Here is a 13828-nt window from a genome sequence, read left to right on the forward strand (position 1 = left end):
CTCCGCCTTGATCCGCGCCGGCCCCCTGGGCCCTAGCGCAGCGCGCCGGATTGTTTCAGCTTTGCCGCCTTATCCGCGTCATACCACCAGAAATCAAGCTCACCCAGCGCATAGGGCGGCAAGGTCTCGGGATGGGCGAAGATGTCGTAATAGGCGACGGTATGCTCGGCCTTGAACCATTGTGGCACCCAGAAGTGCTGCGCGCGCAGGCTGCGGTCCAGCGCATGGGCCACGGTGATCATCTCATCCTCGCTCTTGGCCTCGATGCCCAGCTGGATCAGCCGGTCCACGGCCGGATTGGCCATGCCCATGGCGTTGAACACGTCGCCCACGTTTTCCGAGCCGAAGGTCTGCTCGGTATCGCCGGTCAGGAAATAGCCCTGGAGCAGCTGATCGGTCACGATGTCGAAGTCGTGGCTGCGAGTCCGCGCGGTCAGCTGCGCATCGTCCACCCGCAGGTTCACCGCGTCGATGCCCACCGCGCGCAGGTTCTGCACGAAGGGGTTGATGACGCGGTCGAAGGTGGCGCTGTCGTTCAGGAACTCGACCCGCAGCACCTCGCCCTTGGCGTTGCGGCGCATGCCGTCGGCGCCCGGCTTCCAGCCCGCCTCGTCCAGAAGCTGCGCCGCGCGGCGCATGTTGCGCCGGTCGAGCTGGGTCTTGCCCGAGACGGGCTGCAGCACCGCATCCTCGGTCAGCACGCCCGGCGGCAGATCCTTGGCCAGGGGCTCCAGCAGCGCCAACTCGGCCGGCGTGGGCTTGCCCTCGGCCATCAGCGGGCTGTTTTCCCAGGGCGAGTTCACCCGCGCGTAAAGCCCATAGAACAGCGTCTCGTTCGACCATTCGAAGTTGAACATCAGCCCGATGGCCTCGCGCACGCGGATGTCCTGGAACTTGGGCCGGCGCAGGTTGAAGACCCAGCCCTGCCCCGAGGCGATGCTGCCGTCGGGCAGCGCCTCCTTTTTCACCGCGCCGGATTGCACGGCGGGGAAATCATAGCGCGTCGCCCAGTGGATCGAGCTGGCCTCGTTGCGGAAGGTATAGACGCCGGCCTTGAACGCCTCGAAGGCGCTGTCGTAATCGCCGAAATACTCGACGCGGATGCGGTCGAAATTGTGCCGGCCGATGTTGATCGGCAGATCCTTGCCCCAATAGTCGGGATTGCGCCGCAGGGTGATCGAGCGGCCCGCATCGGCCCGATCGAACATGTAAGGCCCCGAGCCGACGAAGGGGATGTTGCTCGACTGCTCGATGTCGCGCTTGTTCTTGCGGAAATCCTCGCGCGAGAAGACGATCTGGCCGCCCACCGACTGGATCACGTCGCGGCGCGGATAATCCGGCCGGAAGATGAACTTGATGGTGCGGTCGTCGATCACCTCGGCCTTGGCGACGATCTTGGAAATGATCGTGCGGTACGAGGACAGGCCCTTGTCGCGCAGGAGTTCAAAGGAAAACAGCACGTCATGCGCGGTCAGCGGCGTGCCGTCCGAGAATTTCGCCTCGGGGCGCAGGTGGAAGATCACCCAGTCGCGGCTTTCGGGATATTCGATGGTCTCGCAGAGCAGGCAATAGGCGGTGCCGATCTCGTCGGCGACGCTTTCCATCAGCGGCTCCAGCATGGCGTTGGAAAGCAGGGCCGCGCGGCCGCGGTGGGTATAGGGGTTGTAGCTGTCGAACCCGCCGCTGAACCATTCCGAAATCTCGCCGCCCTTGGGCGCATCGGGGTTCACATAGCGCAGATGCGGGAAATCCGCGGGCAGCTCGGGCTCGCCGAAGACCGAGATGCCATGGGACACGATGGTCCGGGGTTCCTGCTGCTCCTGCGCCAGGGCCCAGCCGGGCAGAAGCGCCATGAATGCAACCATCGGGGCATGTCGCAGGAAACGCATCGTCATCGGGTCTTGTCGATCCTTGTTCTGGTCTTGCTCGGGCGGCGGCGGGCCGCCGGCGGCAAGGCTAGCAGCCCGCGGGCCCGGTTCAACATGCAAATGCGTGATCCACCGCGCGGGGGCCTTGCCGCGGCAACGAAAAAGGGCGCCCCAAGGGACGCCCCATGCCTGCCGCGCGGGCCGGGCGGCTTACTGCTGGCCTTGCAGATAGGCGATCAGGTTGGCGCGATCCTCGACCTTGGGCAGGCCGGCGAAGGACATCTTGGTGCCCTTGACCACGGCCTTGGGGTTGGCGAGGAACTCTTGCAGCGCCTCGGGCGTCCAGTCGCCGCCATGCGCCTTCATCGGCTCGGAATAGTTGAAGCCGCCGACGCTGGCCACCGCGCGGCCCATGACGCCGTTCAGATGCGGGCCGACGCCGTCGTTGCCGTCCAGCTTGTGGCAGGCCTTGCACTTGCCAAACACTTTTTCGCCCGCGGCGGCATCGGCCGAGGCCAGCACGGTGGCGAAATCAGGCCCCTCCTCGGCAGCCTCGTCATCGGCGCCGCCGGCATCCTCGACCGGGATGGTATAGGCCTGGGCATGTTCCTCGCCCTCGGCGCCGTGGCCCGAGACGCCGACATGAAAGATGCCCGATGCCGCCCAGCTCATCAACAGCAGGAACAGAAGCGAGCCGATCAGCGCACCGGCTGCCTTGGTGACGGTCATGGTATCGAACATGTCTGCGGATCCCCTGGGCTGTCCGTGGATTTGGCCGTATCTACCCGCTTTTGTTCCACCGGTTCAAGGTGTAGTTGTCGCTGGCAAAGCACAAAACCGACCACGAGGCCGGCCCGCCACGGGGGCATGGCCCAGGCCGCCACCCCAAGCCAAGGTGTGATCCATGACCGACGCCCCCACCCAGAACGTGATCGCATTCCAGGGCGAGCCCGGCGCCTACAGCCATCAGGCCTGCCGCTTCTATCGCCCGCAGATGGAGGCGCTGCCCTGCCGCACCTTCGAGGACACGATCGAGGCGGTGCGCGGCGGCAAGGCCGAACTGGCGATGCTGCCGGTCGAGAACTCGACCTATGGCCGGGTCGCCGACATCCACCACCTGCTGCCCGAAACCGGGCTGCACATCATCGACGAGGGCTTCGTGCGGGTGCGCATCAGCCTGCTGGCCGTGCCCGGCACCAAGCTGTCGCAGGTCAGCGACGCGATGAGCCACCCGGTGCTGCTGGGCCAGTGCCGCGGCTTCCTGCGCCGCCACGCCATCCGCGGCATGGTCGGCGCCGACACCGCCGGCTCGGCGCTCGAGGTCGCGCGGCGGGGCGAGCCGTCGCTTGCCGCGCTGGCCGCGCCCTTGGCGGGCGAGATCTACGGGCTCGAGGAACTCGCCTCGGGGATCGAGGACCGGCAGAACAACACCACCCGCTTCCTGGTCATGGCGCGCCAGCCCGATTTCAGCCGCCGCACCAATGCCCAGGGCGGCACGACGATGATGACCAGCTTCGTGTTCCGGGTGCGCAACATCCCGGCCGCGCTCTACAAGGCGCTTGGCGGCTTTGCCACCAACGGCGTCAACATGACCAAGCTGGAAAGCTACATGGTGGACGGCGTCTTCACCGCCACGCAATTCTATGCCGACATCGAGGGCCACCCCGAGGATCCGCATGTCGCCCGCGCGCTGGAAGAGCTGGACTATTTCACCTCCAGCCTGAACATCCTGGGCGTCTATCCCGCCGATCCGCTGCGCGCCGCGCAATCGCAGGCGGCGGCCGCCGCCCGATAGGCGGGCCGGCCGTCAGGCAGCCTGCGCGCCCGCGGCCAGGTCGGCGATGAACTCGCCGATCCGCCGGGCGAACTTGCGGTCCAGCTGCGCCTTGCCCAGCTTGGCGGTCTGCAGCATCAGCCGCGCCTTCATGCTGCGCGGGCGCGCCTCGGTCTCGAAGATCAGCCGCGATTTCGTCCGGGTCAGCGCGACCACGGTCATGCGGATGACCAGGTCGAGCTGGTCGGAGGTGGCGTTGATGACCATCGCCTCGGGCGCGTCCAGCCGCGCCACCTCGGCCGTCACTTCGCGATGGCGCCCGCGCCAGTCGAAGCCGATCAGCCAGCGCATCCCGACCCCAGGGGCGGCCAGGTCGTCCAGACGGCGCACCGTGGCGCCGCGCCGCACCAGCATCCGCTCGATGGCGTGAAAATTGCTGGCCGCACGGAACAAGGCCTCCGCGGCCAGATCGACGTCCCTTCGGGTCGAAAACTTCATGGCTGATCCAGTCAAATCAAAGAAACAACGCGCCGCCGCGGTTCATCCCATGTTGCGCCGGGGCATGCAAGCCGCAGCCTGCGAGCGCTGATCAGCCGCAGGCGTGAAATGCAATCTGCAGTTGCATTATGCGCGAATAGTCTGCATTCATGCGGCATGACTTGCATAGGCCCCATCACCAAGCCGCATTTTGGCGCCAAGTCCATGGCAGTTCGCGTCTTGGCGACGACCGACCTGCACATGCATATGCTGGGTTATGACTATTTCGCCGACCGCCCCTCGGGGCGGCTGGGACTGTCGCGGGCGGCGGCGCTGATCGCCCGCGCACGCCAGACGGCGCGCAATTGCCTGCTGTTCGACAATGGCGACGGGCTGCAGGGCAGCCCGATGGGCGACTACCTGGCCGAGATGGACGACATCGGCACCCGCCAGCCGCATCCGGCCATCGCGGCAATGAACGCGCTTGGCTATGACGCGGCGACCATCGGCAACCATGACTTCAGCTTCGGCCTGGGCTTTCTGCGCCGCACGCTCGAAGGCGCCGAGTTTCCCGTGGTCTCGACCAACCTGCGCCCGCTGCGCCCGCTGCCGGTGCAGACCCATGTGCTGCTGACGCGGCAGTTCCGCGACGACCAGGGCCGGCCGCATGCGCTGCGCATCGGCGTTCTGGGCTTTCTGCCGCCGCAGACCGTGGAATGGGAACGCGGGCTGAAAGCCGAGATCGCGGTCCAGGACATCCTGCTGGCCGCCCGCACCGGCATCGCGGCCCTGCGCGAACAGGGCGCGGACCTGATCGTGGCGCTGGCCCATAGCGGCATCGGCGCGCTCGCCCCGGCGCCGATGATGGAGAACGCGGCCACCGCGCTGGCCGCCCTGCCCGGCATCGACGTGGTGATCGCGGGCCATACGCATCGGGTGTTCCCCTCGGCCGACCATCCGCAGGGGCCGGGAATCGACGCCCGCCGCGGCACGCTGGCCGGCAAGCCCGCGGTCATGCCCGGCTTCTGGGGCTCGCACCTGGGGGTGATCGACCTGCGGCTGGAACCCCTGGCCCAGGGCTGGCGCATCGCCGACTTCACCTGCCGCGCCGAGCCGGTCGGCGCCGAAGAGGACCATCCCGCCGTCACCGGCCCCGCCCTTTCCGCCCATCGCCAGACCCTGCGGCATTTCAGCCGCCGCATCGGCCGCACCGAACGGCCGCTGAGCAGCTATTTCTCGCTGATCGGCGAGGATCCCGGCCTGCGGTTGGTGGCCATGGCGCAGCGCTGGCACGTGCGGCGCGCCCTGCGCGGCACGCGCTGGCAGGACCTGCCGATCCTGTCGGCGGTCGCGCCGTTTCGCGCCGGCGGCCGCGGCGGGCCGCAGCATTACACCGACGTCCCGGCCGGGCGGCTGACGCTGCGCAACATCGCCGATCTCTACCTGTTCCCGAACCGGATCTGCGCCATCCGCCTGACCGGGGCCGAGTTGCGCGAATGGCTGGAGCGCTCGGCCAGCATGTTCCTGCGCATCGAGCCGGGCAAGCCGGACCAGCCGCTGATCGACCCCGAGTTTCCCAGCTACAATTTCGACATCATCGACGGGCTGGGCTGGCAGATCGACCTGAGCCGCCCGCCGCGCTACGCGCCCGACGGACGGCTGGCCCATCCCGATTCGCACCGCATCTGCGCGCTGACCCACCGCATGCGCCCGGTCGCGCCGGACCAGCCCTTCATCCTGGTGACGAACAGCTACCGGCTGTCGGACAGCGGGCTCTTCGCCTCGGTGGCGGCGGGGCGACCGGTGCTGCTGGACGGCTCCTCCCCCACCCGCGAGGTGCTGCGCCGCTATGTGGCGCAGCGCCGGGTGCTGGCCCCCAATCCCCGCGCGGGCTGGAGCTTTCGCCCCCTGCCCGGCACCTCGGTCCTGTTCAAGACCGGGCCGGCGGCGGCAGGGCACCTGGACGGGCTTTCCACGCCGGTCGAGCCGGCCGGAATCGCCCCCGACGGCTTCCTGCGCCTGCGCCTGCATCTGTAAGCGGCCAAGCCGCTTGCATCCCGCCGCGCGCGCGCCTATCTAGGCGGCGAGAGGTTGGCGCGGGCAGGCGCCTCGCCAACCCGGTCAGGTCCGGAAGGAAGCAGCCGTAACGAGCCCCGCTTGGGTCGCTGTCCAGCCTCTCACCCAGCTCCCCCCGGATCGCCAAGGCCCCCTGCCGGATGCGGCCGAACAGGGCCCAAGCTATCTGCGGCCGAAAAGCCGGGACAGGTCGTAGGAATCGCGCTCGCCGATATTGCCGGCATCCTTCTCCAGGAATCGCTCGGCCGCCTCGACCCCGGCATCATGCATGCGCTGCAACAGGCCGGGATTCGGCAGCAGCTTGGTCCGCGCGCTCAGCGAGTTCATCAGATCCTCGTCCATGATCGCATGCAGCAGCACGTTCTTCATCGGCCGGCCGGTCAGCCGCTCCTCGGCATGCAGCCGCTTGACGAAATTGATCGCGCGCAGTTCGGCCAAGAGCGCCGCGTTGAAGCTGATCTCGTTCACCCGGTCCTGGATCGCGGCCGGGGTCTTGGGGATCGCCTCGCGCAGCATCGGGTTGATGTTGACGATGACGATGTCGCGGGGCAGGTCCGGGCGATACAGCGGGAACAGCGCCGGATTGCCGGAATAGCCGCCGTCCCAATAGGCCTCGCGCCGGCCGGTCAGCGGATCGTCGATCTCGACGGCGCGGAACAGCTCGGGCAGGCAGGCCGAGGCCAGCACCGTATCGACCGTCACCTCGGCCCCGCCAAAGATCCGCACCAGCCCGGTGCGCACATTGGTCGCGGTGACGAAAAGCACCGGCCCCTCCTCGCGGCCCAGCCGGGGATGCGGCATCTCGCGCAGGATGGCGGCCAGCGGGTTGGTATAGAACGGCCCCGAATCATAGGGGCTGAACACCCGCGTCAGCGATCCCAGCCAGGCCACGGGGGAAAACAGTTCGGTCAGCCGCTGCCAGGCGCGCGGCACCGGGAACATGGAATGCAGCCAGCGCACCACGGAATTGTCGCTGACCTGCCCGACCTGCGACCAGATATGCGCCAGGTTCTGTCGCGCCGCCTCGCGCCCGCGCCGGCCCGGCCCGCAGGACAGGCCGGCCGCCAGCGCCGCCCCGTTGAGCGCCCCGGCCGAGGTGCCGCTGATGCCGCGAATCTCGATGTCCGGCTCGTCCAGCAGCCGGTCCAGCACCCCCCAGGCAAAGGCGCCATGCGCGCCGCCGCCCTGCAAGGCCAGGTTGATCCGCTTGACCGCCATGCCGCCCCCGTCCGCTGCCATCCGCGTCACAGGCTAACCCGGTACCGCGCGACACAAAACCCCGGAACCCACGCCCGGCCTGCGCGCTTCTTCGTTCCTCAAATACCCATGCCGCCGTGCCAACGTCGCCCATGCATGGGTATTTGAGGAACAGAGAAGACGCTCGCGCAATGCCCCGCACCTGCTTCACCGTTTCCCGAATACCCACGCGACCGCGCCACGGGCGCGGCGGATCAGTCCTCGGCCTGGGCCTCGGCCCGCGACTTGCCGGCCACATCCAGTGCCAGCGTCGCGGCCATGAATGCATCTAGCGCCCCGTCCAGCACCCCTTGCGTATCCGAGGTCTCGTGCCCGGTGCGCAGATCCTTCACCATCTGGTAGGGATGCAGCACGTATGAGCGGATCTGGTTGCCCCAGCCGGCATCGCCCTTGGCCTCGTGCTGGGCGTTGATCGCGGCGTTGCGCTTGTCCAGCTCCAGCTGATAAAGCCGCGCCTTCAGCGCCGCCATGGCGTTGGCGCGGTTCTGGTGCTGCGATTTCTCCGAGCTGGTCACGACGATGCCCGTCGGCAGGTGGGTGATGCGCACCGCCGAATCGGTGGTGTTGACATGCTGCCCGCCCGCCCCCGACGAGCGGTAGGTGTCGATCCTGATCTCGTTGTCGGGGATGGTGATCTCGATATTGTCATCCACCACCGGATAGACCCAGACCGAGGAAAACGAAGTATGCCGCCGCGCCGCCGAATCATAGGGCGAGATGCGCACCAGTCGATGCACGCCCGATTCCGACTTCAGCCAGCCATAGGCGTTCGGCCCGGAAATCTTGTAGGCGGCGGAACGGATCCCCGCCTCTTCGCCCGGCGTCTCGGACAGAAGCTCGACATTGTAGCCTTTCTTCTCGGCCCAGCGGACATACATCCGCGCGAGCATGCTGGCCCAGTCGGCGCTTTCCGTGCCGCCGGCGCCGGCATTGATCTCGAGGAAGGTGTCGTTGCCGTCGGCCTCGCCGTTCAGAAGCGCCTCCAGCTCCTTCTGCGCGGCCAGTTCCGCCAGGGATTTCAGCGCGCCCTCGGCATCGGCGACGATCTCGGCATCGCCCTCGGCCTCGCCCAGCTCGATCAGCTCGGCATTGTCCTTGAGCTCGGTGTCGATGCGGCGATAGGTCTCGACCGCATCCGACAGCATCTGCCGGTCGCGCATCAGCTTCTGGGCACGGGCCGGGTCGGACCAGATGTCGCCGGCCTCGATCATGGCGTTCAGCTCTTCCAGCCGGTGCGGCGCGGTTTCCCAGTCCATGCGCTGGCCGAGCAGTTTCAGCGATTTGCGAATCGCCTCGATGGTGGCTTGGGTTTCGGCGCGCATGGGCACTCTCTGGGTTCGGATTTCGGTCAGGGCAGGACAAATAACGCGGGCGGCGGGCGGCGGCAAGCGCCAGCCCTCAATACAGCCCGCCCGAGGACAGGGTGCCGAAATCGGCCTTCTTCGGGATCACCTTCTTCTTGCCGGTCGAGGTCGTCACCGCCTGCCCGCCGTCGCGCGCCTCGGTGAACAAGGGCAAGGTGCCCGGATCGGCACGGCCGAAGCCGCCGTCGACCAGCATCAGCCCGGTCAGATCCTGGCCGTCGCGGAAATATTCGGCGATGACGTTGTCGCCCTTGGCATCCGGGCCCAGGATCGCGCCGCTGAAGCGGTCGATGTTGACGAAATGCCCGCCCGGCGGAACCTTGAAGGCGGTGCCGCCGAATTCCTTGACCGCCTCTTGCATGAATTCGTTGAAGACCGGCACGCAAAGCGTCCCGCCATAGGCGTTGGCGCCCAGCGTGCGCGGCTGGTCGTAGCCCAGATAGCAGCCGGCGACGATGTTCGAGGTGAAGCCGATGAACCACACGTCCTTGGCATCGTTGGTGGTGCCGGTCTTGCCGGCCACGGGCACCGGCAGGCTGACCCCGCGCCCCGAGCCGCGCTTGACCACGCCCTCGAGCATCGAGGTCAGCTGGTAGGCGGTGATCGCGTCCATCACCCGTTCGCGGTTCGAGCGGATCTCGGGCGCGGCGCCGGCGGGCAGGGTCGGCTGGCCGCAGGTCACGCAGTCGCGGCGGTCGTGGCGATAGATGGTGCGGCCGCGGCGGTCCTGCACGCGGTCGACCAGCGTGGGTTCCACCCGCTCGCCGCCATTGGCGAACATGGCATAGGCGGCGACCATCTTGAACAGCGTCGTTTCCTGCGCGCCCAGCGAATTGGCGAGGAAATGGCCGAGATGGTCGTAGACCCCGAATTTCTCGGCATATTTCGCCACCGTGTCCATGCCGATGCCCTGGGCGATGCGGATGGTCATCAGGTTCCTGGACTGCTCGATCCCGGTGCGCATCGGCGTCGGGCCATAGAACTTGCCGCTGGCGTTCTTGGGCGTCCACAGCCCCTGCGGCGTGTTCACGGTGATCGGCTCGTCCACGACGATGGTCGCGGGGTTGAAGCCCGAATCCAGCGCCGCCGCATAGACGAAGGGCTTGAAGCTGGAGCCCGGCTGGCGCTGCGCCTGGGTGGCGCGGTTGAAGACCGAGCTTTGATAGGAAAAGCCGCCCTGCATGGCGATGACGCGGCCGGTGTTCACGTCCATGGCCATGAAGCCGCCCTGCACCTCGGGCACCTGGCGCAGGGTCCAGCGGATGAAGCTGCCGTCGCTGTCGCTGGTCATGCGCCGCACCAGCACCACGTCGCCCAGTTCCAGCAGGTCCGAAGCCACCTTGGCCTTGGGCGCCAGCGTGCCGTCGGCCAGCCGCTTCCTTGCCCATTGCACGTCCTTGGCCGGGATCTGGGCGGTGCCCTCGATCCCCTCGATGCCGATGGTGGCCTCGCTGTCCCCCAGCGCCAGCACCACGGCCGGAAACCAGCCCTCGATGTCGCGCGGCACATCGGCATCGGACAGCGCCGCGCGCCATGCCTGCTCGTCGCCCAGCTGCTCGGCCGGGATCCTGACGCGGGTGCCGCGCCAGACGCCGCGGCCGCGGTCGTATTTCTCGAGCGCCTGCTGCAGCGCATGGGCGGCGACCTGTTGCAGCTTGGGGTCGATGGTCGCCCGGATCGCCAGCCCGCCGCCAAAGAACTCCTCGGCGCCGAATTGCGCCGAAAGCTGGCGGCGGATCTCGTCGGTGAAATAGTCGCGCGGCGGCAATTGCTGCTGGAAAGCGGGGAAATCGCCGTTCTGGACCGAGCGCAGCGGCTGCCTGGCCTCGGCCTCGTAGGTGGCCTGGTCGATATAGCCGTTCTGCCACATCTCGCGCAGGACATAGTCGCGCCGTTCGGTCAGCGCCTCGCGGGCGCGGACGGGGTGATAGCGGCCCGGCGCCTTGGGCATGGCGGCCAGGGTCGCCGCCTCATGCGGCGCAAGCTCGGTCAGCGGCTTGTTGAAATAGCTTTGCGCCGCCGCGGCCACGCCGAAGCTGTTCTGGCCCAGGAAGATCTCGTTCAGGTAAAGCTCGAGGATCTGGTCCTTGCTGAGGGTCGATTCCAGCCGGGTGGCCAGGATCAGCTCCTTGATCTTGCGCTCGACGCTGCGGTCGCTGGACAGCAGGAAGTTCTTCATCACCTGCTGGGTGATGGTCGAGGCGCCGCGCAGGTTGCGCCCGCCCGAGCTGATCGCATCCAGCGCCGCCTTGCCCATGCCCATCGGGTCGAAGCCGTGATGGCTGTAGAAATGCTTGTCCTCGGCGCTGATGAAGGCCTGCTTCACCAGGGGCGGGATCTCGTCGATGGGCACGAAGATGCGGCGTTCCTCGGCGAATTCGTCGATCAGCCGCCCTTCTGCAGAATAGATCCGGCTGATGGTCTTGGGCGCGTATTGCGCCAGCTGCTCATGGCTGGGCAGGTCGCGCGAATACATCCAGAACACCGCGCCCACGGTCAGGGCGATGAAGAAGACCGCGGTCACGAGCCAGGAAAAGATCGCACCGATGAAGGACAGCAGGAAGCGCAGCAATGGGCAAGCCTCTGGGGATAACCTGCGCCTCTATAGACAGCGAGGCCGCGCCCGTCAAAGCAACCTTGCGCTACTTGCGCAGCAGGGCGGCGCGGGCGGCATCGTCCTGCGCCCAAAGCCCGATGGCCTGGGCCAGCGCCTGCGCCGTCTGCGCGCGCCACTCGGGGTCGAACAGGTTGGCGCGGTCGCCCGGATCGGTCAGGAAGCCCAGCTCGACCAGGACCGAGGGGATGTCGGGCGATTTCAGCACCGAAAACGCCGCGCCGCGCACCGGCCTGCGGTGCATGGCGATGCCCGCCCGGTTCAGCTCGGACACCGCGAACTTGGCGAAGGCTTCCGAGCGCGGATGCGTTTCGGTCCGCGCCAGGTCCATCAGCACGTCGGCCAGCTGGTCGTCGGTCCCCGACAGGTCCAGCCCGGCCAGCAGGTCGGCGCGGTCGTGGCGCATGGCCAGCTCGCGCGTGGCGCGGTCGTCGGCCTGCGGGTTCCAGACATAGATCGACAGCCCCGCCGCCTCGCCCGCCGGCAGCGCATCGGCATGGAGCGAGATGAACAGGTCCGCCTGCTCGGCGCGGGCGATGGTCATGCGCCGCTCCAGCGGGATGAAGCTGTCGTCCTTGCGGGTGGCGATGACCTCGAAACCGGCGCGGTTCAGGATCTCGGTCAGTTCGCGGGCAAAGCCCAGCATCAGCGCCGCCTCGCTGATCGCGCCGACCTGGGCGCCGGGGTCGTGGCCGCCATGGCCGGGGTCCAGCGCCACGCGCAGGGGCCGGGTGCCGGCGCGGCGCGGCGGCAGCGGCGCCACGGCCGCCGGCTGCGGCAAGTCCCACAGCGCCGAAAGCGCATTGCCGCGGGTGACGAAATCCTCGGGCTTCACCGGCTCCATGCGCAGCTTGACCAGCGCCCCCTGGGCGCCGCCCTCGGCCGGGCCTTGCACCGCCAGCCGCAGCGCATAGGGGCCGGGCAGTTCCATCACCAGCCGCGACCAGCCGGGGCGAAAGCGCCCCCAGCGCAGCGCCGGCACCAGTTCGCGCCCCGGCAGCGCCTCGGCATCGGCGCCGGAAAAGTCGATCTCGCGGAAATCCACCACCAGCCGCGGCGGCCCGTCCAGGAAATAGACCCGATAGGGCACCGGCCGGCTGATCGTCAGCCGCAGCTCCATCGGCCGCGGCTTGCCGCGGTCGCGCCCCTCGGCCACCAGCGAGGATTGCGCCAGATCGACCGTCGCCACGGCCGGGCGCGCGCCGTCATCGGCCAGCGCGGGCCAGGCAAGCCAGACCAGCAGGATGGCGCAAAGCCATCTCATCGCGCCGCCATGAAGGCCGCCAGACGGTCGAGCCCCTCGGCGATCTCGGCTGCCCCTGCGGCATAGCTGAAGCGCAGGGTCTGCGCGCCGCGATGGGGGTCGAAGTCCAGGCCCGGCGTCACCGCCACCCCGGCCTTTTCCAGGATTTCCGCGGCGAAGGCCAGGCTGTCCGTCGTCAGCTCCGACACGTCGGCATAGATGTAGAAGGCGCCCTCGGGCGGCGCGATGCGCGAAAATCCGATCTTGGGCAGCCGCTCCAGCATCAGCCGGCGGTTCTCGGCATAGACGGCCAGGTTCGCCTCGGCCTCATCGACGCAATCCAGCGCCGCCAGCGCCGCGACCTGGCTGGCATGGGGCGGGCAGATGAACATGTTCTGCGCGATCCGCTCGACGGTGCGGATCATGCCGTCGGGCACCACCATCCAGCCCACGCGCCAGCCGGTCATGCTGAAATATTTCGAGAAGCTGTTGATGACGAAGACCTCGTCCGTCACCTCCAGCGCGGAATGGAAGCCCGCGCCATAGTCCAGCCCGTGATAGATCTCGTCCGAGATCACGTTCATGCCCAGCTCTGCCGCGCGCGCGGTCAGCCCCGCCAGCTCCTCGCGCCGCAGCACCGTGCCCGAGGGGTTGCCGGGCGAGGCCAGGATCAGCCCCTGCGCATCCGCCGGCAGGTCGCCCGGGCGCGGCTGATAGCGATCCTCGGCCCGCGTCGGGATGCCCACCGGCTGCAGCGACATGGCGCGCAGGATCTGGCGATAGCTGGGATAGCCCGGCTCGCCGAGCGCCACCCGCGCGCCCGCGTCGAAAAGCGCCGAGAAGGCCAGGATGAAGGCGCCCGAGGAACCCGGCGTCACCACCACCCGCGCCGGGTCGAGGTCGAGCCCATACCAGCGCTTGTAAAGCCCGGCGATGCCCTGGCGCAGTTCCGGCAGGCCAAGCGCGACCGTATAGCCCAAGGGCCGGTCCAGGGCCGCCGCCAGCGCCCGGCGCGCGCCTTGGGGCGCCGGGGTCGAGGGCTGGCCGACCTCCATGTGGATGATGCGGCGGCCCTGGGCCTCGGCCTTGCGGGCGGCCTCCATCACATCCATGACGATGAAGGGATCGACCTGCCCGCGGCGGGATTGTCTCATG

The 13828-nt window shown here is 68.3% G+C and carries 10 protein-coding genes and 1 other RNA gene; 3 read left to right on the forward strand and 8 right to left on the reverse strand.

Annotated elements, in window-relative coordinates; genetic code table 11:
- Nucleotides 1–32 precede the first annotated feature (32 nt).
- Together KF941_RS15940 and KF941_RS15945 are read right to left on the reverse strand one after the other, a co-directional pair.
- Nucleotides 33–1853 (reverse strand): extracellular solute-binding protein, encoded by a 1821-nt coding sequence (locus KF941_RS15940; RefSeq protein ID WP_240540450.1) that lies wholly within the window; start codon nt 1851–1853, stop codon nt 33–35.
- 225 nt (nt 1854–2078) lie between these two features.
- The gene (locus KF941_RS15945; RefSeq protein ID WP_072460733.1) at nt 2079–2609 is read right to left on the reverse strand and encodes a cytochrome c family protein; all 531 of its coding nucleotides are present in this window, start codon (nt 2607–2609) and stop codon (nt 2079–2081) included.
- Nucleotides 2610–2772: 163 nt separating this feature from the next.
- Here KF941_RS15945 and KF941_RS15950 point away from each other — a divergent pair, with 163 nt between their 5' ends.
- The gene (locus KF941_RS15950) at nt 2773–3663 is read left to right on the forward strand and encodes a prephenate dehydratase (RefSeq protein ID WP_036749667.1); all 891 of its coding nucleotides are present in this window, start codon (nt 2773–2775) and stop codon (nt 3661–3663) included.
- 12 nt (nt 3664–3675) lie between these two features.
- On the opposite strand, the gene KF941_RS15955 is transcribed toward KF941_RS15950, so the two are convergent.
- A complete protein-coding gene (locus KF941_RS15955; RefSeq protein WP_114534955.1) occupies nt 3676–4140 on the reverse strand; it encodes a hypothetical protein in 465 nt (154 codons plus the stop codon).
- A gap of 204 nt (nt 4141–4344) precedes the next feature.
- Here KF941_RS15955 and KF941_RS15960 point away from each other — a divergent pair, with 204 nt between their 5' ends.
- Together KF941_RS15960 and ffs are read left to right on the forward strand one after the other, a co-directional pair.
- On the forward strand, nt 4345–6156 hold the full coding sequence (locus tag KF941_RS15960) for a bifunctional 2',3'-cyclic-nucleotide 2'-phosphodiesterase/3'-nucleotidase (protein ID WP_240540451.1): 1812 nt from the start codon (nt 4345–4347) through the stop codon (nt 6154–6156).
- A gap of 48 nt (nt 6157–6204) precedes the next feature.
- Nucleotides 6205–6301, forward strand: an RNA gene (gene ffs / locus KF941_RS15965) — signal recognition particle sRNA small type.
- A 56-nt stretch (nt 6302–6357) separates the two neighbouring features.
- Here ffs and KF941_RS15970 read toward each other — a convergent pair.
- The 5 genes from KF941_RS15970 to KF941_RS15990 all read right to left on the reverse strand — a co-directional run bounded on the left by KF941_RS15970 (nt 6358) and on the right by KF941_RS15990 (nt 13827).
- A complete protein-coding gene (locus tag KF941_RS15970) occupies nt 6358–7413 on the reverse strand; it encodes a patatin-like phospholipase family protein (RefSeq protein ID WP_214274598.1) in 1056 nt (351 codons plus the stop codon).
- 233 nt (nt 7414–7646) lie between these two features.
- Nucleotides 7647–8774: a peptide chain release factor 2 gene (gene prfB, locus KF941_RS15975; protein WP_036749659.1), complete on the reverse strand. Its 1128-nt coding sequence runs from the start codon at nt 8772–8774 to the stop codon at nt 7647–7649.
- 76 nt (nt 8775–8850) lie between these two features.
- Nucleotides 8851–11388 carry a penicillin-binding protein 1A gene (locus KF941_RS15980; RefSeq protein WP_116221051.1) on the reverse strand — a complete coding sequence of 846 codons (2538 nt, stop codon included), beginning with the start codon at nt 11386–11388 and terminating at the stop codon, nt 8851–8853.
- 70 nt (nt 11389–11458) lie between these two features.
- Nucleotides 11459–12694, reverse strand: coding sequence for an N-acetylmuramoyl-L-alanine amidase (locus KF941_RS15985; protein ID WP_214273921.1), 1236 nt, complete (start codon nt 12692–12694; stop codon nt 11459–11461).
- Nucleotides 12691–13827: an aminotransferase class I/II-fold pyridoxal phosphate-dependent enzyme gene (locus tag KF941_RS15990; RefSeq protein WP_214273922.1), complete on the reverse strand. Its 1137-nt coding sequence runs from the start codon at nt 13825–13827 to the stop codon at nt 12691–12693. The genes KF941_RS15985 and KF941_RS15990 overlap by 4 nt, the downstream gene beginning before the upstream one ends.
- Nucleotide 13828 lies beyond the last annotated feature (1 nt).

It is taken from the genome of Paracoccus sp. pheM1 (assembly GCF_018499825.1).
GTDB lineage: Bacteria > Pseudomonadota > Alphaproteobacteria > Rhodobacterales > Rhodobacteraceae > Paracoccus > Paracoccus versutus.